Raw genomic sequence first — 21182 nt, forward strand, 5'->3', positions numbered from 1 at the left:
GTGTGAGGACACTGCCTTGACCCGCCGGATGTGTCCGGACCGCGTCAAGCTGGCCCGGACCACCCGGAACGCCCCGTGTGGGTGACGGCGCCGAACGTCCGTTCAGGCGGGGCGGCTCGCCCCGGTCGCGTCAGCCGCGGCGCCGGGCCGCCTCGTACAGGACGATGCCCGCCGCCACACCGGCGTTGAGCGACTCCGCGCCACCCGGCATCGGGATCCGCACCCGGAAGTCGCACGTCTCGCCGACCAGCCGGGACAGCCCCTTGCCCTCGCTGCCGACGACGATGACCACCGGGCCCCCGAGCGCGTCCAGTTCGCCGATCTCGGCGTCCCCGTCGGCGGCCAGGCCGACGACCGTGATCCCGGCCTTCTTGTACGCCTCCAGGGCGCGCGTGAGGTTGGTGGCGCGGGCGACGGGCGTACGGGCGGCCGTGCCCGCGGACGTCTTCCACGCGCCGGCGGTCATGCCGGCGGCGCGCCGCTCGGGCACGACGACGCCGTGGCCGCCGAAGGCGGAGACGGAGCGGACGACGGCGCCGAGGTTGCGCGGGTCGGTGACGCCGTCGAGGGCGACGATCAGCGGGTCCTCGCCCTCCTCGTGGGCGCCCGCGACGAGGTCCTCGGGGTGGGCGTACTCGTACGGCGGGACCTGGAGGACCAGACCCTGGTGGTTCAGGCCGTTGGTCATCCGGTCGAGTTCCGGACGGGGCGCCTCCATGAGGTTGATCCCGCCGCGCTCGGCCGCGAGCTGGAGCGCCTCGCGCACCCGCTCGTCGTTGTCGATGAACTGCTGGACGTACAGCGTGGACGCGGGCACGCCCTCGCGCAGCGCCTCGACGACGGGGTTGCGGCCGACGACGAGTTCGGACGTCGAACGGCCCCCGCCGCGCCGCTGCTGCGGGCGGCCCTGGGCGCGGCGCGCCCTGGCCTGGGCGGCGCGCTGCTTGGCGTGGCCCTTGCGCATCTCGGCGGGCGGCGTCGGCCCCTTGCCTTCCAGGCCCCGGCGTCGCTGGCCGCCACTGCCGACCTGCGCGCCCTTCTTGCCGGACATGCGGCGGTTGTTCGCGGCCATGAGGTATCCGTCTCCGTGAAGTGGTGGGTGCGTACGTGCGTGACGTCTATGGAGTGTGTCTCTGCAGTGTGCCGCCCGGAGCCCCGGACGGCACAGTCGATCACGGGGAGCCGCGGGGCTCCCCGTGGAGCCCGGTGGACCCGCGGGGGAGCCCCGCGGGTCCCTCGTGGGCCCCTGGATCCCGTGGGCCCCTGGATCCCCGTCGGTCCCTCAGCTCGGGCCGAGGCTCCAGCGCGGTCCCTGCGGGCTGTCCTCGATGACCAGCCCGGACTGGTTGAGCCGGTCGCGGATGGCGTCCGCGGTGGGCCAGTCCTTGCGGGCCCGGGCGGCCTCGCGCTGGTCGAGGACGAGGCGTACGAGGCTGTCGACCACGTCGTGCAGGTCCTCGCCCCGGTCGCCCTCACCGGCCCAGTGCGGGTCGAGGGGGTCGAGGCCGAGCACGCCGAGCATGGCGCGGACCTCGGCGAGGCGGGCGACGACGGCCTCCTTGTCGTCGGCGGCCAGCGCGCTGTTGCCCTGCCGGACGGTGGTGTGCACCACCGCCAGCGCCTGCGGCACGCCCAGGTCGTCGTCCATCGCCTCGGCGAAGGCGGGCGGCACCTCGGCGGACGGCTCGACCGGCCCTCCGGCGAGTTCCGCGGCGCGCTGCACGAAGCCCTCGATCCGGGTGAACGCGGACTCGGCCTCGCGCAGGGCGTCCTCGCTGTACTCGATCATCGACCGGTAGTGCGGGGTGCCGAGGTAGTAGCGCAGCACGATGGGCCGCCAGCGCTTGACCATCTCGCTGACGAGCACCGAGTTGCCGAGCGACTTCGACATCTTCTCGCCGCTCATGGTGACCCAGGCGTTGTGCACCCAGTAGCGGGCGAACTCGTCGCCGTAGGCCTTGGCCTGGGCGATCTCGTTCTCGTGGTGCGGGAAGACCAGGTCGAGGCCGCCGCCGTGGATGTCGAAGGCGGTGCCCAGGTACTTGTGCGCCATGGCGGAGCACTCGAGGTGCCAGCCGGGACGTCCCCGCCCCCACGGCGTCTCCCAGCTCGGCTCGCCGGGCTTGGCCGCCTTCCACATGGCGAAGTCGCGCGGGTCGCGCTTGCCGGTCTCGCCCTCGCCGGAGGGCTGGAGGAGGTTCTCCAGCTCCTGGTTGGACAGCTCCAGGTACTCCGGGAACGAGGTGACGGCGAAGTAGACGTTGCCGTCGGCCTCGTAGGCGTGGCCGCGCTCGATGAGGCCGCGCATCATCTCGACCATCTCGGTGATGTGGCCGGTGGCGCGCGGCTCGTAGGTGGGGGGCAGGCAGCCGAGGGCGCGGTAGCCGTCCGTGAAGGCGCGCTCGTTCTCGTAGCCGATGGACCACCAGGGGCGGCCCTGCTCGGCGGACTTGGCGATGATCTTGTCGTCGATGTCGGTGACGTTGCGGACGAACGTCACCTCCAGGCCGCGGTACTCGAACCAGCGGCGCATGATGTCGAAGTTCAGCCCCGAGCGGATGTGCCCGATGTGCGGCGCCGCCTGCACGGTGGCACCACACAGGTAGATCGAGACACAACCCGGCTTGAGCGGGGAGAAGTCACGGATCTGCCGGGCGCTGGTGTCGTACAGGCGAATAGTCACCCCTCCAGGGTAGTGGGCACCGGGGCGTGCCCGGTGCCTTCCGGGGCTTCGACGGGCACGGGTCGCCGAACACGCCCCCCGCCGGCCGCGGCCCCCGGGCACACCCCGCCGGCCCACCGGACACGGACGCCGGGCACCCGGCCCGTCCGGCGCGCACCGCTCGGACGCGGGCGCCGGACGGCGGCCAGCGGACAGCGGACCACCGGGCGTCGACACCGGGCACAGGCCGCCGAGCCGCCGGACGCGGGCATCGGACACCCGGGGTCTCGGGTACGGGGCCCCGGGCCCGCCCCGCCGGTTCACCGGACCCCGGGCACCGCCCACCGACCCGCCGAACACGGACACCCGGCGCGCACCGCTCGGACGCGGGCGCCGGGCGGCGGTGTCGGGTGCGGACCGCCCGGCGCGGGGCCCGGGCGCCGGGCCGTCAGGTCCGGGGCGGTGAAGACGCGTCGGCGGTGGGACGGTCACGGCGGGCTTCGCACCACCGCGCGGCGCGGGCGGACCGCTCAGTCCGCGCGCACGACCAGGGCCGTCGCCACCGCCATGAGCCCCTCCCCCCGACCGGGGAAGCCGAGCCCGTCCGTCGTGGCCCCCGACACCGACACCGGCGCTCCGGCGGCCTCCGAGAGGACCTTCTGGGCCTCCTCCCGGCGCTTGCCGATCTTCGGCCGGGGGCCGACGACCTGCACCGCGACGTTGCCGATCCGGAATCCGGCCTCCCGTACGATCCGCGCGGCCTCGGTCAGCAGCGCCACGCCGGACGCCCCGGACCACTCGGGCCGCCCGGTGCCGAAGTGCTGCCCCAGGTCGCCGAGACCGGCGGCGGAGAACAGCGCGTTGCAGGCGGCGTGCGCGACGACGTCCGCGTCGGAGTGTCCGGCGAGGCCCGGACCCTCCCCCTCCCACTTCAGGCCGGCGCACCACAGCTCCCGGCCGTCCTCGAAGGCGTGGATGTCGGTGCCGATGCCCACCCGGGGCAGCGGGTACGGCTCAGAAGCCATCGTTCAGCCTCCTGCGGGCCAGGACCGCCTCCGCGAGGACCAGGTCGAGGGGGCGGGTGACCTTGAAGGCCTCCTCGTGGCCGGGGACGGTCACCACGGTCACGCCGAGCTGCTCGACCATGCTCGCGTCGTCGGTGACGTCGTCGGTCACCGTCCCGTGCGCGCGCACCAGGGTGGCCCGGTCGAAGCCCTGCGGGGTCTGCACCGCGCGCAGCAGGGACCGGTCCGGGGTGGCGACCACGGGCTCGGGGTCGCCCGGCGCGGCGGCGGGCTCGACCTGCTTGACGGTGTCGGCGAGCGGCAGCGCGGGGACGACGGCGCCGGCACCGTCGCGGACGGCCTCGATGACGGCGTCGACGGTGTCCACGGGGACGAGCGGACGGGCCGCGTCGTGCACCAGGACGATGTCGTAGCCGGGCGGCAGCGCGTCCAGACCGAGCTTCACGGACTCCTGGCGGGTCTCGCCGCCGGGCACGACGAGGAAGTCGGTGCGGTCGGGCAGGGCGTGCGCGTCGAGCAGCGTCTTGACCTCGGCGGCGCCGTCGGGCGGGGCCACGACGACGACCAGGGAGACGGCGCGGGAGGCGGCCATCGCGCGGACCGCGTGGACGAGCATGGGGGTGCCGCCGAGCACCCGGAGGGCCTTGGGGGCCCCCGGTCCGAGGCGTACGCCGCGGCCGGCGGCCGGGATCACGGCCGCCGTGCGGGGGGCCGGGGAGGGCGGGGGGAGCGGATCGTCAGACATCGGTTCCTGTCAGGTTTGTGTGCTCGGCCTACGTGGGTATGGCCTGGGCGTACCCCCTGCTCCCGGAGCGGGGGCAGTGCCGGGTGCGACGCCCTGACCAGCCCCTTCCGTGACTCTGGTCGGGACGGCCGCCCGGAGCCCGGTACACCGGGGGCGGGGACGTGAGTGATGACACATTCCCCGGCACGGCGCAAGTGCGGCGGAGGCCGGGTGTCACTCAGGAGCCAGGAACCCGGTGCGGACATGCCGCAGCGCCCGGCGACATCCAGGACGTCATCGGGCACCGCGGCATTTCGATGCGCTGAGTAGTGCTGAGCGAACGACGCTCCGCCTCGGTCTCAGGAGGCGAGAACCTCGTCGAGCAGGGCCTCGGCCTTGTCCTCGTTGGTGTTCTCCGCGAGGGCGAGCTCGCTGACCAGGATCTGGCGCGCCTTGGCGAGCATGCGCTTCTCACCGGCGGAGAGTCCACGCTCGCGCTCACGACGCCACAGGTCACGCACGACTTCCGCGACCTTGATGACGTCGCCCGAGGCGAGCTTCTCCAGGTTTGCCTTGTAACGACGGGACCAGTTCGTGGGCTCCTCGGCGTACGGAGCGCGCAGCACCTCGAAGACCCGGTCCAGCCCGTCCTGACCGACCACATCACGCACGCCGACGAACTCCGCATTGTCCGCTGGCACACGTACCGTCAGGTCACCCTGGGCGACCTTCAGCACCAAGTAGGTCTTGTCCACGCCTTTGATCTGGCGAGTTTCGATTGCCTCGATCAGCGCGGCCCCGTGATGGGGATAGACCACGGTGTCGCCAACCTTGAACGTCATGTGACAGGTACCCCTTCCGTGGCTATCCAGGGTAACACGGATACGGCGTCTTCTGAATGGCGTTTTCGCAGGTCAGGGCCATTCTCGGGGCTTGACAACAGCAACAGGAACGTGCTGCGGACGCCGAGCGGAAGCAGGTATTCGCAGGTGGGAGCGCCTCTTCGGGGCGGCCGAAACGCGCACGTCACACACATCCGGAAGCTCGCACGAGTGGCCGAACGTCCCCATATGTCCGGTTCCGAGTGCTCGACTTCCGCTACTCCGTTCGGTGAGCGGAGCCGGGTTCCGGCCGAATCCGGAATTGATCACACGGTGTGAGGATGAGCGGCCCGGTGATCAATTTCGAGCCGCCCCCGCATTCCTTCACGGGAAATGCGCGACGCCCGGGGACGGCTATCGCGAAGACGCTCGCGTGACCCTCCCGGCCCACTTATGTGAATGGCCGAGGACGGCGGGACGGGAGTGACCGGCGAGTCGCCCGGGACGGGACGGGACGCTGGGGGGCGCCTTCTCGGGGAACGGGACGCGCCTCGAGGGAGGGTCGGGTGCGGCCGCGCGGGAACGGCTCGGTAACCTAAGGCCGCTGACAGACACTTAAGGCGGCTTTACCCGGTCGCCAAACGCTCGAGTCAAGGAGTTGCCGCCGCCGTGAGCAGCAGCCTTCGACGCGGCGCCCTCGCCGCCGCCGCCATCGCGTTCTCGATCGCCTCGCTCTCCGCGTGCGCGGCCGGCAACAACGCCCAGACCCTGCAGATCAAGCCGGACAACGCGGCGACGACCGTCGGTGACATCAAGATCCAGAACGCCGTGGTCGTCACCCAGCCCGACCTCGAGTCGACCGGCCCGGCCGTCGTCACCGCCACGCTGTTCAACGAGGGCCGCACCGACCAGACCCTGGAGTCGGTCACCCTCCCCGGCACCGGCAAGAGCGCCGAGCTCACCCCCGCCGAGGGCGGCAGCCTGACCATCCCGGCCGGCGGTTCGCTCATCCTCGGCGGCGAGGGCAACGCCTCCGCCGTCCTGCCCAGCAGCCGTGAGGCCGTCCAGGACGGCAACGCGCAGAAGGTCACCTTCACCTTCAGCGAGACCGGTGACGTGAGCCTGCGCGCGTTCGTCTTCCCGGCCGAGCACTTCTTCGAGGAGTGGGGCCCGACCGAGGTCCCGGCCGCGCCGGGCGCCCCGGCGGAACCGTCGGCGGAGTCCTCCGACGAGCCGGCCGGCGAGGCCGGCGAGACGCCGGGCGGCACCGAGTCCGGGGTTCCGGCGGACGGCGCCACGGGCGCCCCGTCCGACGCGGCCTCCGCGAGCGAGCAGGCCGGCCACTGACCGGTCCTACGACGCGCACGGTGAAGGGCGGGACCCCTGCGAGGGGTCCCGCCCTTCACCGTGCCGGGCACCGTGGCGAGGGCCGCCGCACCGAGGACGCGGCCGCCCTCGCCACGGCTCGGACCCGCAACCCGGCCCCCGCACCGTCACCAGGTGGCGCGGCGCGCCCGGGTCCGGCTCGAACGCCGTCCCCGACGCGCCCCTCGCACCGCTGTGCGGGCCTCGGAGCGCCGCGCCGGACCCCGTCCGCCGACCCACCCCGGACCCACCTCTACGGCTCGAACTTGTAACCCAGCCCCCGCACCGTCACCAGGTAGCGCGGCGCGCCCGGGTCCGGCTCGATCTTGGCGCGCAGCCGCTTGACGTGGACGTCGAGGGTCTTGGTGTCGCCCACGTAGTCGGCGCCCCAGACGCGGTCGATGAGCTGCATGCGGGTGAGCACCCGGCCGGCGTTGCGCAGCAGCATCTCCAGCAGGTCGAACTCCTTCAGCGGCAGGTCGATCTTGGTGCCGCCCACGGTCACCACGTGCCGGTCGACGTCCATCCGGACCGGGCCCGCCTCCAGCGCCGCGGGGGCGACCTCCTCGGGCTCACCGCGGCGGCGCAGCACCGCGCGGATGCGGGCGACCAGCTCGCGCGAGGAGAACGGCTTGGTGACGTAGTCGTCGGCCCCTATCTCCAGGCCGACCACCTTGTCGATCTCGCTGTCCTTGGCGGTCACCATGATGACGGGGACGTTGGAGCGGCCGCGCAGCTGCCGGCACACCTCGGTGCCCGGCAGTCCGGGCAGCATCAGGTCGAGGAGGACGAGGTCGGCGCCGTTGCGCTCGAACTCGTCGAGTCCGTCGGGCCCGGTGGTCGCGACGGCGACCTCGAAGCCCTCCTTGCGGAGCATGTACGACAGGGCGTCGGAGAAGGACTCCTCGTCCTCGACGACGAGCACACGGGTCACGGAAGGACCTCCGGGGAGGGAAGCGTTTCGTACGCGGATGGATCGGAAGAGTGGGGGGATGAGGGGTGGGACCGTCCGGCCTCGTCGTCGAGGCCGGGCCCGTCCCGGTCGGACATCTGATGGGTGCGGTCGCGGGCCGCACCGGCCTCCGGCAGCCGCAGGGTGAAGGTGGAACCCTGGCCCTCGGCGCTCCACACCGTGACCTCCCCGCTGTGCGAGGCGGCCACGTGCTTCACGATCGCGAGGCCCAGGCCCGTGCCGCCGGTGGCACGGGAGCGGGCCGGGTCGACCCGGTAGAAGCGCTCGAAGATGCGCTCCTTGTCCTTGTCGGAGATACCGATGCCCTGGTCGGTCACCGCTATCTCGATCATGTCCCCGCCGGGCTGCGCGACCCTGCGGGCCGCGATGCCCACGCGGGTGCGGGCGGGTGAGTAGTTGACGGCGTTCTCGACGAGGTTGCCGAGCGCGGCGGCGAGCTGGCCGCGGTGACCCCACACGCGCAGGTCGGCCGTGCCGCCGGCGGCCATGGTGATCTCCTTGGTGCCGGCCGCGTGCCGGCACCGGTCGATGGCCTCGGCGACCAGTTCGTCCACGCGGACGGGTTCGGCGTCCTCGAGGGGATCGTCGTTCTGCACCCGGGAGAGGTCGATGAGCTCCTGCACCAGGTTCGTCAGCCGGGTGGCCTCGATCTGCATGCGCCCGGCGAAGCGCTCCACCGCCTCGGGGTCGTCGGAGGCGTCCATGACCGCCTCCGACAGCAGGGAGAGGGCACCCACCGGGGTCTTCAGCTCGTGGCTGACGTTGGCGACGAAGTCGCGCCGCACCGCCTCGATGCGGCGGGCCTCGGTGAGGTCCTCGACGAGCAGCAGGACGAGCCGGGAGCCGAGCGGCGCCACCCGCGCGGAGACCGCGAGGGCCTCGCCGCGTCCGGTCCCCCGGCGGGCCAGGTCCAGCTCGACCTGGCGTATCTCGCCGTCGCGCCGGGTGTCGCGGGCCATCTGCAGCATGGGCTCCACGGCGAGCTTGCCGCCGCGGACCAGTCCGAGCGCGTACGCGGCGGAGCTCGCCTTGACCACGCCGTCGGCCTCGTCCAGGACGACGGCGGAGGAGCGCAGCACGGACAGGACGGTGTCCACGCCCGGCGGGAGCACCGGGTCCGTGTGCAGGGAGGTACGCGTGGGACGCCGCTGTTCGCGCTCGCTGAAGCGGAACGCCAGCATGGCGATGACGCCGGTGAGCACTCCGGCGATCGCTGCCACTGCGGCGACCGCCGCGTTCACGTCCATGCGTCCAGGTTAGGCACGGCCCAGGCACTGGCCACAGCCGTCGGGGGGCGAGCTCGAACACTCGTCGCCCAGAGTTCACCTTGGAGCCAGGGATGGTTCATTTGGGATGACGGAACCGGACGCGTAGGGGACGGAACGTGGGAGCGTGGGGTTCGCAGGGCGGTCGCGCGGGGTGCGCGACCGACGGCCGCACGGCGGGGCACCCGGCCCCGGACCCCGTAGGTGCCCAGGCCCCTGAACCCCGGGGGAGGCCGGCCCCTGAGCCCCGAACAGACGCATGAGAGGAACCCTGATGCGGGACGCGTACCACGAGGAACTGGATTCGATCGGCGACGGTCTGGTGGAGATGGCCCGGCTGGTCGGGTCGGCGATCGGGCGCGCCACGACGGCCATCCTCGACGCCGACCTGAAGCTGGCGGAGAGCGTGATCGAGGCCGACCAGAAGGTCGACGAGCTCCAGCACGACCTGGAGGCCCGGGCGATAGCCCTGCTGGCCCGCCAGCAGCCGGTCGCCACCGACCTGCGCATCGTCGTCACCTCGCTGCGCATGTCGGCCGACCTGGAGCGCTCCGGCGACCTCGCGCAGCACGTGGCGAAGCTCGCCCGGCTGCGCTACCCGGAGCGCGGGGTCCCGCGCGACCTGCACGCCACGATCCTGGAGATGGGTCAGCTCGCCCAGCGCCTGATGGCGAAGGCGGCCGAGGTGATCATCACCAAGGACGTCGACCTGGCGCTCCAGCTGGAGCAGGACGACGACGCGATGGACCTGCTCCACCGCACGCTCTTCCAGCACCTGATGGACGACCGCTGGAAGCACGGCATCGAGACAGCCGTCGACGTGACCCTGCTGGGCCGCTACTACGAGCGCTTCGCCGACCACGCGGTCTCGGTCGCCAAGCGGGTGGTCTACCTGGTCACCGGCGAGCACGCGGACGAGCTCCAGGCGGACCTGCAGACGGAGATCCAGACGGTGCCGGGGGCGGAGGGCGCCTGATCCGTGCGCGAGGGGAGGCGGCCGCGGCAGGCCTCCGGCGCCCGCGAGCCCCAGTGCGCCGTTGATGCGCCCGGCGGTACGGGCGTCCAATGGACCCAGGCACCAGCCTCGAGGAGGGACCCATGGCCGAATCCCCCAGCACGTCGCCCGACCCCACGCAGGAGCGCCAGACCGAGCAGCCCGCCGAGATCAGGAGCCTCGAGCTGATCGCCGCGTGCGGCTGCGGCTCGGGCTGCGGCTGCGGCTGCCAGTCGGGCAATCCCTGCCAGTGCGGCTGACGCCGCGGCACACGGCGCGGCACGCGGAGGGCCCCGGCGATCCTGACCGCCGGGGCCCTCGGCATGCCGGTGGATGTGCGGGGGCGCAGCATGGAGGTACGGAGGCCGTGCGTACGGCCGTGCCGCGGCGCACGGCGGGCAGGCGAGCACACCCGGAAGGAGGTGCGAGGCCATGGCCCAGTTCATGGATGTCCACCACGGCATGCGGGGCATCACGGAAGAGCAGCTGAGGCAGGCCCACGAGGCCGACCTCGCGATACAGCAGGAAGAGGGCGTCCACTTCCAGCAGGCGTGGGCGGACCCGGAGTCCGGCACGGTCTACTGCCTCTCCGAGGCCCCGTCCGCCGAAGCGGTCCAGCGCATCCACGAACGGACCGGCCACAAGGCCGACGAGGTCCACGCGGTCCCGCTGTCGGTCCGCTGAGCGGGGCCGCGCGGTCCCCGGCCGGGGTCGGCGCTCCTCAGGAAGCGCTGACCTCCGGCTTCCCTCCGGCCACGTCGGCCACCCGGTCCGGCACCTCGTCGGTCGGGACCGCTTCGGCCGGCACCGTCTCGGCCGGCAGCCGCCGCATCAGCGCCGCGTAGCCGAGTCCGGCCACCGTGCCGACGACGGCGCACAGGCCCCACAGCCACTCGGCCCCGAACCGGTCGATCACGGCACCCGACATCAGCGGGGCGACGAGCGCGGCGACGGCCCAGGACATGGTGTACATCCCCTGGTACCGCCCACGGCCGTGCGTCGGCGACAGCCGGACCACGAGACCGGTCTGGGTGGGCGCGTTGACGATCTCGGCGAGGGTCCACACGCAGACGGTGAGGGCGAAGACGCCGACCGACCCGGCGAAGGCGGTGAGGCCGAAGCCGTACCCCGCGAGCAGCGAGGAGATCACCAGCAGCCGCCCGGGATCGCGGTGCTCGATGAACCGGGTGACCGGGATCTGCAGCACGACGATGAGCACGCCGTTGACCGCGATGGCCGTGCCGTAGTCCGCGGGCGTGAACCCGGCCTCGCCCATGGCCACCGGCAGCCCCAGATAGCCCTGCTGGAAGATCAGCGCGACGAGGAAGGACAGCCCGACGACGCCCATGAACCGCCCGTCGCGCAGCACGGTCCCCAGCCCCACGGACTCCTCCCGCGCCGCCTCGGCACCGCTCCGCGCGGGCTTCGACTCGGGCAGCTTCACGAAGACGACGACGGCGCACACCATCGTCATCACGGCCTCGATGAGGAACCCGGCGAGGTAGCTGTGCTCGGCGATGAACCCGGCGGCCATGGAGGAGACGGCGAAGCCGAGGTTGATGGCCCAGTAGTTGAGGGAGAAGGCGCGGATACGGTCCTCGGGCCGCACGATGTCGGCCATCATCGCCTGGACGGCGGGCCGGGAGGCGTTGGAGGCCATGCCGACGAGGAAGGCGACGCCGGCGATGGCGACGGGGTCGCGCACGAACCCGAGGGCCGCCACGGACACGGCGGTGGACGCCTGCGCGACCAGCAGCGTGGGCCGCCGCCCGAGCCGGTCGGTCATCACCCCGGCGCCCAGGGACGAGATCACCCCGCCGAGGCCGTGCAGGGCGGCGACGAGACCGGCGTAGGTGGCGGAGTAGCCGCGGTCGAGGGTCAGGTACAGCGCCATGAAGGTGGCGACGAAGCCGCCGAGCCGGTTGACCAGGGTGCTGGTCCACAGCCACCAGAACGCCGGGGGCAGCCCGGAGACGGTCTCCCGGACCGCGTGTCTCGCACGGGCGACGGATGACATGGGACCCCCCTGATGTAAGCGGCTGAGACGGTGGGCACAACTTACGAAGGAACGGTCGCGGCGGGCCACTCGATTAACAGATCCCGTCAACCGTCCGCCAAGCGGGCGGGGCGCGCGGCCCCCGCGGGGCGTCGATTACGCTCGGGCACATGGCCGACGCACCGTACAAGCTGATCCTCCTCCGCCACGGCGAGAGCGAGTGGAACGAGAAGAACCTGTTCACCGGCTGGGTGGACGTCAACCTCACCCCGAAGGGCGAGAAGGAGGCGACGCGCGGCGGCGAGCTGCTCAAGGAAGCCGGCCTGCTGCCCGACGTGCTCCACACGTCCCTCCAGAAGCGCGCGATCCGCACCGCCCAGCTCGCGCTGGAGGCCGCCGACCGCCTGTGGATCCCGGTGAACCGCAGCTGGCGCCTGAACGAGCGTCACTACGGCGCCCTGCAGGGCAAGGACAAGGCGCAGACCCTCGCGGAGTTCGGCGAGGAGCAGTTCATGCTGTGGCGCCGCTCCTACGACACCCCGCCGCCCCCGCTCGCCAACGACGCCGAGTACTCCCAGTTCTCCGACCCGCGCTACGCGACCCTCCCGCCGGAGCTGCGCCCGCAGACGGAGTGCCTGAAGGACGTCGTCGTCCGGATGCTCCCGTACTGGTTCGACTCGATCGTCCCCGACCTGCTGACCGGCCGCGTCGTCCTGGTCGCCGCCCACGGCAACAGCCTGCGCGCCCTGGTCAAGCACCTCGACGGCATCTCGGACGCGGACATCGCGGGCCTGAACATCCCGACGGGCATCCCGCTGGTCTACGAGCTCGACACCGACTTCAAGCCGGTCACGCCGGGCGGCAAGTACCTCGACCCGGAGGCGGCGGCGGCCGCGATCGAGGCGGTCAAGAACCAGGGCAAGAAGAAGTAAGCGCCCACGAGCAAGCCCCCTGCCTGCGGTTTCCCCGCCGGGAGGGGGCTTTTTGCTGCCTCTGGGCTGTCGTTGGGCCGTGTTCGGTCATGAGCGAGGCTTCGTGAGGATCTCTCGCGGGACTCGGCGTGCGGCCGGCCCCGCTCGGGCCCGGGGAGGACGCCGGCCGCGGCCGGCGCCGGTCTCCACGCCTCCTCGTTGAGCGACGTACGCCAACTGTGCCCGCCGGGCGGCCCGGTGAGGACGAGCCGCCCGGTCACCGGCGGACCGTCGGCGACCTTCCACGGCGAGGTGGTCCCGACCGGCGGGAACCGTTTCGCGTGCTCCCGGAGCGCGTCGGCGGCCGGACCCGCCGAGCGGCACATGGGGTGCGGGAAGGGGACCGTCGTTCACAGCCGCGCTGAGCGCCGCCCGCGCCTCGGAGCAGATCGTTCGGGCGTACGACCCGCGGACGCCGTTCTCCACTGACCGTGACTGGCCGGTCAAGATCTGTACGCGGCGATCACCAACTGCGACCATGTCCACCAGGGCACAAGCCCATGAGTCTGGGGGTAGGGCGTTGCGCAGTCTGATCGTGAATCTCCTCCTGGTCGTCGCCGTCTTCGCTCTGGCGCTGGTGGCGCTCGGCAGCGGCATGGGAGGGGTGGAGATCGGCATCTGGTTCTTTGCGCAGCTCGCTGCGATCACCTTCGTGGTTCTTCGGTACGTGCGGCAGAGGCGCCTCAGCTAGCCGTTCCCGGCCGTCCCTGGGCCGTCCGAGGTCAGCCAACGCCAACCAACGACAGAAGCCCACGGCGTCTGAACCGGTCAGAGCCGTGGATCCCTTCAGCCTCGCTGGTCAGCGGGACCGGTGGTCGAAGGCCGCACCCCGCCCCAGTTGCTTCAGGACGAAGAGGTCACGGGCTGCAGGGCGTCGCGCTCGACCAGTGAGCCGTCAGGGCTCAGTGGGGAGGAGCGCGGCGGATCCGTGTCCTCCACAGCTCTGCGCACCTCCGCTTCCTGCTCGGCGGGACCGGGCCCGTGCGGGTCTCGCACGTGGAATCCGTACAGTTCGACGGCGTCCGCGTCGACGTCGTCGGGCTCGGGACGGCCCTCCTGTACGAACCCGCAGAGCGCTCGCAGCGCGTCCTCGCCCAGCTCCGGGGGCGGGAAGGGCGGGGCGTACGACTCTTCTTCCTCACCGGGCCAGGGGATGATGTCCGCTGGGCGGTCACCGGCCCAGTAGGGCAGTTCGAAGGTGAACGGTTCGCCGATGTTCTCGATGATTCCGCTGCCCGGCGGCAGGCCCAGGGAGCGGACGAGGCGTCCGTCCTCCCGCACGGCGAACGCCAGCCAGTCGACGACGCTGTGCACGGCGTGCAGGACGAGCCGTCGGCCGACACGCGCCGCAGCAACCCCGGCACGTCACCGTCCGCGTACACCAGCAGTCCCGTCTTGGCTCCCGAAGCCCCTCCCCAGAGCGTTACGCCTCAGGGTGGGCGCACCCTGGCCGCGCGCACCGACAAGGCGACTCGACCTGCCTGCCCGGCCGGGGCACGACCGCGCCCGGCCGGGCGGACCGTTCACGTCCCCGCGCCGGTCAGGGCGCCAGACACGTGATCGCCGGGAGCTCGCCGGGGGCCGTGAGGGCGGCCGGGTCCACGAGGGCCGTGACCTCGGTGGCGGACCCGGTGATACAGGTGACGGCTGCCACCGGGTCCGGTACGGCACCGGCGGGCGTGGTCAGGAGGCCGAGGAGTGCGAGGCCCCCGAAGGTCACTGTGGCGATACGGCGCATGAACGCTCCCTCGTGCGGTGCGGTGCAGGTCGTCGCAGCGTTTCCCGGGTGGCCGGGGCGGCATGCCGCACATCACCCGTCCGCGCCTCGCCGCGAATCGACGCTCACCGGTGCCGCGCAGTGACGTCCCGCGTTCGGCACAGCGGGTGCAGAGTTGCCGCGGTTCCGGACAGAAGGCGACCGCAAGGCTTCCTACGGTCGTGTCATGAGCCAGATGCAGACGCAGTCGCAGAAGATCCTCGTCACCGGCGCCACCGGCACCGTAGGCCGCCAGGTCGTCGCCGAACTGCTCGCCCGCGGCCACGTGGTCCGCGCCCTCACCCGGGACGCGGCCGCGGCCGGCCTCCCGGCGGGCGTCGAGGTCGTCCAGGGTGACCTGACCGAACCCGACAGCCTGGCCCCGGCCCTGGAGGGCGTCACCGGGCTGCACCTGATCACCTTCGGCGGGGCCTACTTCGCCCCGCTGGAGACCGGCCCCCGGATCCTGGAGCTGGCCCGGGCCGCCGGCGTACGCCGGGTCACCGTGCTGCACGGCGGCGGGCCGTCCCCGCTGGAGGACGCCGTGCGGGCCGACGACGGGGTGAACTGGACCGTGCTGATGCCGGTCGAGTTCATGGCCAACGCCCTGGAGTGGGCAGACGGCATCGTCGCGTCGGACGAGGTCCGCGAGCCGTTCGTCTCCCGGCTCAGCGCCATGGTCCACGAGGGCGACATCGGCGCCGTCGCCGCGGTCGCGCTCACCGAGGAGGGCCACGGGGGCCGGGAGTACGTGATCACCGGCCCCGAGCTGCTGACCGTCGGCGACAAGGTGGACGCGATCGCCGCCGCCCGCGGCCGGGACATCACCCTGGTGGAGCTGACCGAGGAGCAGGCCGTCGCGCAGTGGCGGGCGGCGGGCCACCCCGAGGACGTGATCGGCTTCCTGCTCGAGGCGTACGGCGACACCCCCGAGGTGGGCCGTACGGTCGTCGACACCGTCGAGAAGGTGACCGGCCGCCCGGCCCGCACCTTCGCCCGGTGGGCCGCGGAGCACGCGGGCGCCTTCAAGGCGTAGCCCCCACCGCTGCCGTTCGCCTCCGCCCCTCCCCGCGCGACCGGCCGCCGGCCGCGGCACAGTGGAAGCGTGGAGACGGACGACAGCGGCCTCCTGGCCCGCGGCCGCGTGGCGGCCAGGCTGCCGGCCCGGGACCTGGAGCGGGCGCGGCGCTTCTACTCCGAGAAGCTCGGCCTCGACCCCGTCGACGAACGGCCGGGCGGGCTGCTGTACCGGTGCGGCGGCACGGAGTTCGCCGTGTTCCGGTCGGCGGGGGCCTCGCCCGGCACCTTCACGCAGATGGGGTGGCAGGTCGACGGCCTCGAGGCGGTCGTGTCGGAGCCGAGGCGGCGCGGCGTGGTGTTCGAGGAGGTCGACGTCCCCGGGTTCCGGACGCGGGACGGGATCGCCGAGGTCGAGGGGAACTACCCGAGCAAGGGCGCCCGGGGCGAGCGGGCCGCCTGGTTCCGGGACAGCGAGGGGAACCTGCTGGGCATCGGCGAGCCGGTCGTGTGACGACGCCGCCACGGGCGTCGGCGGGGCCCTACGACCGGCACCCCGCGCGGAACGGCTCCCGGCCGGACGCGGCATCCCCGTCGAGGAACCCCCGGACCAGCCGGCCCAGGACCCTCGGCTGCTCCAGGTGCAGGTCGTGGCCCGTGCCGGGGACGGAGACGGCCGTCGTCTCCGGTCGGCGGGCGAGCATGCCGGTGATCTCCTCCGGCGGGAGGAAGCCGGACTGTGCCAGCACGACCAGGGTCGGGCACGTGACGCCCGCCCACTCGTCCCAGAAGGAGCGCCGGGCGTTCTCCGCCAGGGAGGCGACCATCACGTCGCGGTCGAAGCGGGGCCACCAGCCGTCGGGGCGTTCCTCCAGCCCCGCGGCCCAGCCCTCGCCGACCGGCCCGCCGCCGTGGAAGGCGACGGCCGCCTCGCGCGAGGGGAACGGCACGGGCCAGGAGTCGAGCCAACCGCCGATCTCCGCCTGGACGCCGGGACCGGGGCCGCCGGGGCCGGCCTCGACGAGGACCAGCGCGCGGACGAGGTCGGGATGGGCGGCGGCGGTGAGCAGGGCGGTGTGGCCGCCCAGCGACTGGCCGACCAGCACGGGGCGGTGCAGGCCGAGTCGCCGGCAGACCTCGGCCACGTCGGCGACGTACGCCGCGCGGGACACGTCACGCGGACGGCGTTCACTGGCGCCGTGGCCGCGCTGGTCGACGGCGACCACCCGGTGGGAAGGGCTCAGGTCACGGGCGAGGGCGTCCCACTCGCCCGCGTGGCCGGCCAGTCCGTGCAGCAGGACGACGGGCGGGCCCGAACCGCCCCAGTCGCGGCAGGACAGGCGCACGCCGTCGCGCTCCACGGTGTTCTCGGTCCAGGTCATGCCGGGACCTCCGACCGGTCCAGCCGGTGGGCGCACCCGGTGAGGTGGCGGCGCTCGGGGGCGCTGCTGGTGCGGCGGGCGGCCTCGCGGTAGGCGTGGGCGGCGGCCTCCCGTTCGCCCAGGAGCTCCAGCAGGTGGGCACGGGTGGCGAGCAGCCGGTGGTGCCGTGCCAGGCGCTTGTCGCGCTCCAGTTCCGCCAGCAGGCCGAGGCCGGCGTCCGGCCCGTGGACCATGGCCGTGGCGACGGCACGGTTGAGGGTGACCATCGGGTTCGGGCCGAACCGCTCCAGCAGGTCGTACAGGGCGAGGACCTGGGGCCAGTCGGTGGCGTCGGCGTGCTCGGCCTCGTCGTGCACGGCGGCGACCGCCGCCTGCACCTGGTAGGGACCGGCCTGGCCGCGCGGCAGGGTACGGCTGATCAGCTCGACGCCTTCGGCGATGAGCGAACGGTCCCACCGTCCGCGGTCCTGGTCGGCCAGCGGCACCAGCTCGCCGTGCGGGCCGGTACGCGCCGGGCGGCGGGCGTCGGTCAGCAGCATCAGGGCGAGCAGGCCCGCGGTCTCGGCGTCCTCGGGCACGAGGCGGTGCAGCAGCCGGGTGAGCCGGACCGCCTCGGTGGAGAGTTCCGGGGCGGTCAGCTCCGTGCCGTCGGTGGCCGTGTACCCCTCGTTGAAGATCAGGTAGAGCACGTGCCGGACCTCGGCCAGCCGCTCGGCGGCCTCCGGGCCCTCGGGCGGCGCGAACGCACCGCCGGCCTTCCCGACGGCCGCCTTGGCGCGGCTGATGCGCTGGGCCATGGTCGCCTCGGGGACCAGGAAGGCCGCGGCGATCTGCGCGGTGGTCAGGCCGCCGACCGCGCGCAGGGTCAGCGCGATCCGGCTCGGTGTGGACAACACCGGATGGCAGCACAGGAACAGCAGGGCCAGCGAGTCGTCCCGGTCCGCGGCGGGCACGGCGTCGGCGGCGGAAGCGAGCAGCGCGGACTGCGGGGTGGCCAGGGCGAGGGCCTCCTCGCGGCGGCGGCGCGCCGCGTCGCTGCGCACCTGGTCGACCAGCTTGCGGGACGCGACGGTGACCAGCCAGCCGCGCGGTCTGTCCGGCACACCGGCCTCGGGCCACTGCACGGCCGCCGCCAGCAGTGCCTCCTGTACTGCGTCCTCGCACGCGTCGAAGGCGCCGTACCGGCGCACGAGCGTGCCGAGGACCTGCGGCGCCAGCTCACGCAGCAGGTCCTCGACCTGGCGCGGCACGGTGCTCACGCGTCCGCCGCGGACTCGTGGAGCACCGGCCACAGCTCCACCGGCTCCGCGTCGGCGAACGGCATGTCCGCGGCGATCTGCTGCGCCCGCTCCAGGCTCTCGCAGTCCAGCAGGCAGAAGCTGGCGATGTACTCCTTGGTCTCCAGGTACGGGCCGTCGGTGACCACCGGGGCGCCGTCCCGGCGACGCACCAGCTGGGCGGCGGCGGCGTCCGCGAGGCCGTAGGCGCCCAGCAGCTCGCCGCTCTCCCGGTACTTCCGGTTGAACGCCTCCTGCCGGGCGATCGCCTCGGGCCACGCCTCGGCCGGGAAGGCGTCCCACTTGGCCTGGTTGCCGTAGATCATCGCGACGTACTTCATCTCGGGTGTCCTCCCTCTCCCGCGCACCCCGTCGGCGCGCCGTCACCCGTCAGTCGGAGCGGTGGGCAGGTCCTCGACATCCGACGACACCTTTCTCCGGGGTTCTTCCCGGGCCGCCCGGACGAACCCGGACCAGCCCGTGAGCGGCCGGGCAGCCGGACCACGTCCGCGATCAACCTATGTCCTGACCCCGCGTCAGACCACTGTCCGGGGCGGGCCGTCGCGCGGACGGCCGCCGGGGCGCTCAGGAGTCTGCCTGTCTCAGGCACTCCCGCACGCCGTACGGGTACGCCCACGGGCTGTGGTCGCCGGCGGCGAGGCGGTCGATCGCGGTCAGCGTGTCCGACGCGGTCCTGCACCGCGGGTGCCGGGCGGCGAAGCCGGCGATGCGGGGGCGTTGGGTGGGGAGCCAGGCGGCGATGGCCCCGGGGTCGCCGTCGTACCACCACGTGAAGTCGAGGTCCTCCCAGAGCAGGTCGGTCGCCCAGGAGAAGGCGAGGCGGACCAGGCCGGCGTCCGCCGCGGGACCGGGGAGGGCGGCGAGGTGGGCCAGCCAGGGCCGCAGGTCGCCCGTCGCGTGGGCGATGCCCTCCACCAGGTCCGTGACGTCCCCCGCGGGGCGCCCGTCGACCAGGGCGAGGGCCAGCAGCGCGCGGAACGCCCCCTCGACCGCGGCGCGTTCGGGCGCGGGCCAGCCGGCCAGACCGGCCCCGTACCCGGCGAGGTGACCGAGTTCCAGGGACGGGTCGGCGTCCTGGCCGTCCGGGCCCCAGGAGCGCAGGGCACGGGGCATGAGGCGGCGCCACAGGACGGGGTACTGGTCCCCGTCCCAGTGGTCGACGGTCTCGCGCGTGAAGTGCCCGAGGACGTCGTCCGGCACGGCGGCGGGATCGCCGCCGAGCAGGAGCAGGTCCGACTCGGGGGTGCAGTACGTGCAGCCGCCCACCGGCCGGTCGAGCGCGGGGGGCGACGCGAAGACCCGGTCGGCCTCGGCGAGCGCGTCCCGCCACAGCGCGTACGGGTCGACGGGGGCGGGGGAGACGGCGTCGGGGGAATCGGACACGGTGCGACCTGCCACGGGGACTCCGCACAGGGGCCTGGCGAAGAGCGTGACGTTACCACTGGGCCACCGGACCTCTGGACCTCTGGGTGGGCTGTCGGGCGTCACTACGATCACCGGCATGAACTGGGTCGAGCGCGCAGCGGAGTTGAGGCAGTGGAGCAAGGGGGCGGTACGGGCTCCGCACAAGCCGTTGCTGTTGCTGTACGCCCTCGGCCGGTTCCAGCGGGAGGACGACGGCGCGCTGCGGTACGGCGCCGTGGAGGAGGACCTGAAGCGGCTGCTGGCCGAGTACGGACCGCCCCACCGGACGTCGCCCGCCTATCCGTTCCACCACCTGGTCAGCGACGGGGTGTGGGAGGTGCGGACCGACCGCGGGGCCGGCAGCCCGGGCACCGGGGTGCGGGAACTGCGGGCGACCGGTGCCGCCGGGCGGCTCGTGCCGGAGCTGCGGGCGGCGTTGCGGCGGGAACCGTCACTGCTCGGCCGGATGGCGCAGGTGCTGCTCGACGCGAACTTCCCGCCCTCGCTGCACGACGAGTTGTGCGAGGCCGTCGGCCTGGTCCCGGAGCCGGAGCCGGACGTCTCCGAACGGCTCTCCGTCGCCCGCAGGCAGCGGGACCCCCGGATGCGGGAACGGGTGCTCACCGCCTACGAGTACCGGTGCGCCTTCTGCGGCTACGACGGCCGGATCGGGGCGGTGCCCGTCGGACTGGAGGCCGCCCACGTGCGCTGGTGGGCGTTCGACGGCCCGGACGACGTCGACAACGGGCTGTGCCTGTGCTCGCTGCACCACAAGCTCTTCGACAAGGGCGTCCTCGGCGTCGGCGAGGGGGACCGCGTCCTGGTGTCGCAGCGCTTCGTCGGGCACAGCCCCGCGGCCCGCGTCCAGGTCACCGAACTCTCCGGGCGGCCCCTCGTCGGCCCGCAGCCGGGCGCCGCCCCCGTCGCGGCACGCCACCGCGCCTGGCACACCGCCCAGGTGTTCCACGGCGACCCGCGTCCGGCCCACGCCGCCCCGTCACCGGCGTGAGAGCAGGCTCAGCCACTCCTCCGTCACGGTGAGGTCCTCCTCCGTCAGGCCCCTCGCCGGGTCCACCCGGAGCAGCAGGGCGGGTGCCGGGTGGGCCGACTCGATCCACAGGCGGTCCATCGCTCCGATCTCGTCGTCCAGCCAGACGAACGGGCGGTGCCCGGCCCACTCCGACAAGGGGCGCGTCTTCCAGTGGAGGCCGCGCGGTGCGGGCGCGTCGTCCTCCGGCCGGTCCACCACCGGCAGGCTCGGCAGGCCGAGCCGCGGGGCGATCGCGGTGTTCGCCTCGTCCAGCCAGGTCGTCGCCCACACCAACGCGCAGGGCAGGGCGAGCAGGCGGGGGCCCACGGCGGGGTCGAGGCGGCCCAGCAGGGGGTTTCCCCCGTGCACGAGCGGCCCTCGCGCGGCGGCCCCGAAGGGGATCAGCGGGCCGTCCACGTCCAGGAAGAGGATCGGGCGGGGCGCGGTCACCCGGACACCGTCTCACGAGGCCCGCGGGCTCCACAGGCCTCCGGGCACC

23 protein-coding genes and 1 pseudogene are annotated in these 21182 nt (G+C 73.5%); 9 read left to right on the forward strand and 15 right to left on the reverse strand.

Annotated features, from left to right (window positions below; genetic code table 11):
* Positions 1-130: 130 nt before the first annotated feature.
* From rlmB to FHS37_RS21910, 5 genes are all read right to left on the reverse strand, one after another.
* Positions 131-1072 (reverse strand): 23S rRNA (guanosine(2251)-2'-O)-methyltransferase RlmB, encoded by a 942-nt coding sequence (rlmB, locus tag FHS37_RS21890; protein ID WP_184823861.1) that lies wholly within the window; start codon positions 1070-1072, stop codon positions 131-133.
* Positions 1073-1282: 210 nt separating this feature from the next.
* Positions 1283-2683, reverse strand: a complete 1401-nt coding sequence (gene cysS, locus FHS37_RS21895; RefSeq protein WP_184823863.1) for a cysteine--tRNA ligase — start codon at positions 2681-2683, stop codon at positions 1283-1285.
* Positions 2684-3192: 509 nt separating this feature from the next.
* On the reverse strand, positions 3193-3687 hold the full coding sequence (ispF, locus tag FHS37_RS21900) for a 2-C-methyl-D-erythritol 2,4-cyclodiphosphate synthase (protein ID WP_184823865.1): 495 nt from the start codon (positions 3685-3687) through the stop codon (positions 3193-3195).
* Entirely contained in the window at positions 3677-4432 is a 756-nt protein-coding gene (gene ispD, locus FHS37_RS21905; RefSeq protein ID WP_184823867.1) for a 2-C-methyl-D-erythritol 4-phosphate cytidylyltransferase, read from the reverse strand. The genes ispF and ispD overlap by 11 nt, the downstream gene beginning before the upstream one ends.
* A gap of 338 nt (positions 4433-4770) precedes the next feature.
* Entirely contained in the window at positions 4771-5253 is a 483-nt protein-coding gene (locus FHS37_RS21910; RefSeq protein WP_003953493.1) for a CarD family transcriptional regulator, read from the reverse strand.
* Positions 5254-5901: 648 nt separating this feature from the next.
* On the opposite strand from FHS37_RS21910, the gene FHS37_RS21915 reads away from it, so the two are divergent.
* Positions 5902-6579, forward strand: a complete 678-nt coding sequence (locus FHS37_RS21915; RefSeq protein WP_184823869.1) for a copper chaperone PCu(A)C domain-containing protein — start codon at positions 5902-5904, stop codon at positions 6577-6579.
* A gap of 271 nt (positions 6580-6850) precedes the next feature.
* Here FHS37_RS21915 and phoP read toward each other — a convergent pair whose 3' ends face one another.
* Complete coding sequence (gene phoP, locus FHS37_RS21920; protein WP_019326704.1) at positions 6851-7531, reverse strand: two-component system response regulator PhoP; 681 nt, start codon at positions 7529-7531, stop codon at positions 6851-6853.
* Positions 7528-8817: a two-component system sensor histidine kinase PhoR gene (phoR, locus tag FHS37_RS21925; protein WP_184823871.1), complete on the reverse strand. Its 1290-nt coding sequence runs from the start codon at positions 8815-8817 to the stop codon at positions 7528-7530. Before phoR ends, phoP begins: the two co-directional genes overlap by 4 nt.
* Positions 8818-9109: 292 nt before the next feature.
* On the opposite strand from phoR, the gene phoU reads away from it, so the two are divergent.
* The 3 genes from phoU to FHS37_RS21940 all read left to right on the forward strand — a co-directional run bounded on the left by phoU (position 9110) and on the right by FHS37_RS21940 (position 10513).
* Complete coding sequence (phoU, locus tag FHS37_RS21930) at positions 9110-9811, forward strand: phosphate signaling complex protein PhoU (protein WP_184823873.1); 702 nt, start codon at positions 9110-9112, stop codon at positions 9809-9811.
* A 122-nt stretch (positions 9812-9933) separates the two neighbouring features.
* A complete protein-coding gene (locus FHS37_RS21935) occupies positions 9934-10089 on the forward strand; it encodes a hypothetical protein (protein WP_184823875.1) in 156 nt (51 codons plus the stop codon).
* A gap of 172 nt (positions 10090-10261) precedes the next feature.
* Entirely contained in the window at positions 10262-10513 is a 252-nt protein-coding gene (locus FHS37_RS21940) for an SCO4226 family nickel-binding protein (RefSeq protein ID WP_184823877.1), read from the forward strand.
* A gap of 37 nt (positions 10514-10550) precedes the next feature.
* On the opposite strand, the gene FHS37_RS21945 is transcribed toward FHS37_RS21940, so the two are convergent.
* Entirely contained in the window at positions 10551-11846 is a 1296-nt protein-coding gene (locus FHS37_RS21945) for an MDR family MFS transporter (RefSeq protein ID WP_184823879.1), read from the reverse strand.
* Positions 11847-11995: 149 nt separating this feature from the next.
* Here FHS37_RS21945 and FHS37_RS21950 point away from each other — a divergent pair, with 149 nt between their 5' ends.
* Together FHS37_RS21950 and FHS37_RS21955 are read left to right on the forward strand one after the other, a co-directional pair.
* Positions 11996-12757, forward strand: a complete 762-nt coding sequence (locus tag FHS37_RS21950; protein WP_159534164.1) for a phosphoglyceromutase — start codon at positions 11996-11998, stop codon at positions 12755-12757.
* A gap of 559 nt (positions 12758-13316) precedes the next feature.
* A complete protein-coding gene (locus FHS37_RS21955) occupies positions 13317-13487 on the forward strand; it encodes a hypothetical protein (protein WP_193474859.1) in 171 nt (56 codons plus the stop codon).
* Positions 13488-13639: 152 nt separating this feature from the next.
* Here FHS37_RS21955 and FHS37_RS21960 read toward each other — a convergent pair.
* A pseudogene (locus FHS37_RS21960) lies at positions 13640-14140 on the reverse strand (DUF6928 family protein); the annotation flags it as partial.
* 196 nt (positions 14141-14336) lie between these two features.
* On the reverse strand, positions 14337-14534 hold the full coding sequence (locus FHS37_RS21965; RefSeq protein ID WP_184823884.1) for a hypothetical protein: 198 nt from the start codon (positions 14532-14534) through the stop codon (positions 14337-14339).
* Between the two features lie 205 nt (positions 14535-14739).
* Here FHS37_RS21965 and FHS37_RS21970 point away from each other — a divergent pair, with 205 nt between their 5' ends.
* Positions 14740-15588: an NmrA family NAD(P)-binding protein gene (locus FHS37_RS21970; protein ID WP_229890050.1), complete on the forward strand. Its 849-nt coding sequence runs from the start codon at positions 14740-14742 to the stop codon at positions 15586-15588.
* Between the two features lie 69 nt (positions 15589-15657).
* Positions 15658-16083, forward strand: coding sequence for a VOC family protein (locus FHS37_RS21975; RefSeq protein WP_184823886.1), 426 nt, complete (start codon positions 15658-15660; stop codon positions 16081-16083).
* 28 nt (positions 16084-16111) lie between these two features.
* On the opposite strand, the gene FHS37_RS21980 is transcribed toward FHS37_RS21975, so the two are convergent.
* The 4 genes from FHS37_RS21980 to FHS37_RS21995 form a co-directional block, all read right to left on the reverse strand.
* Positions 16112-16951, reverse strand: a complete 840-nt coding sequence (locus FHS37_RS21980; protein WP_184823888.1) for an alpha/beta fold hydrolase — start codon at positions 16949-16951, stop codon at positions 16112-16114.
* Positions 16948-18201: an RNA polymerase sigma factor gene (locus FHS37_RS21985; protein WP_184824118.1), complete on the reverse strand. Its 1254-nt coding sequence runs from the start codon at positions 18199-18201 to the stop codon at positions 16948-16950. The genes FHS37_RS21980 and FHS37_RS21985 overlap by 4 nt, the downstream gene beginning before the upstream one ends.
* Before the next feature lie 5 nt (positions 18202-18206).
* Positions 18207-18569, reverse strand: a complete 363-nt coding sequence (locus FHS37_RS21990; RefSeq protein WP_184823890.1) for a YciI family protein — start codon at positions 18567-18569, stop codon at positions 18207-18209.
* A gap of 244 nt (positions 18570-18813) precedes the next feature.
* On the reverse strand, positions 18814-19632 hold the full coding sequence (locus FHS37_RS21995) for a hypothetical protein (RefSeq protein WP_229890049.1): 819 nt from the start codon (positions 19630-19632) through the stop codon (positions 18814-18816).
* A gap of 118 nt (positions 19633-19750) precedes the next feature.
* Here FHS37_RS21995 and FHS37_RS22000 point away from each other — a divergent pair, with 118 nt between their 5' ends.
* On the forward strand, positions 19751-20662 hold the full coding sequence (locus tag FHS37_RS22000; protein WP_184823892.1) for a phosphorothioated DNA-binding restriction endonuclease: 912 nt from the start codon (positions 19751-19753) through the stop codon (positions 20660-20662).
* Here FHS37_RS22000 and FHS37_RS22005 read toward each other — a convergent pair.
* On the reverse strand, positions 20651-21133 hold the full coding sequence (locus FHS37_RS22005; RefSeq protein ID WP_184823894.1) for an HAD domain-containing protein: 483 nt from the start codon (positions 21131-21133) through the stop codon (positions 20651-20653). The genes FHS37_RS22000 and FHS37_RS22005 overlap by 12 nt on opposite strands.
* Between the last annotated feature and the right edge of the window lie 49 nt (positions 21134-21182).

Origin of the sequence: Streptomyces griseomycini (assembly GCF_014203535.1) — a bacterium.
In the GTDB taxonomy this organism is placed as follows: Bacteria; Actinomycetota; Actinomycetes; order Streptomycetales; family Streptomycetaceae; genus Streptomyces; species Streptomyces griseomycini.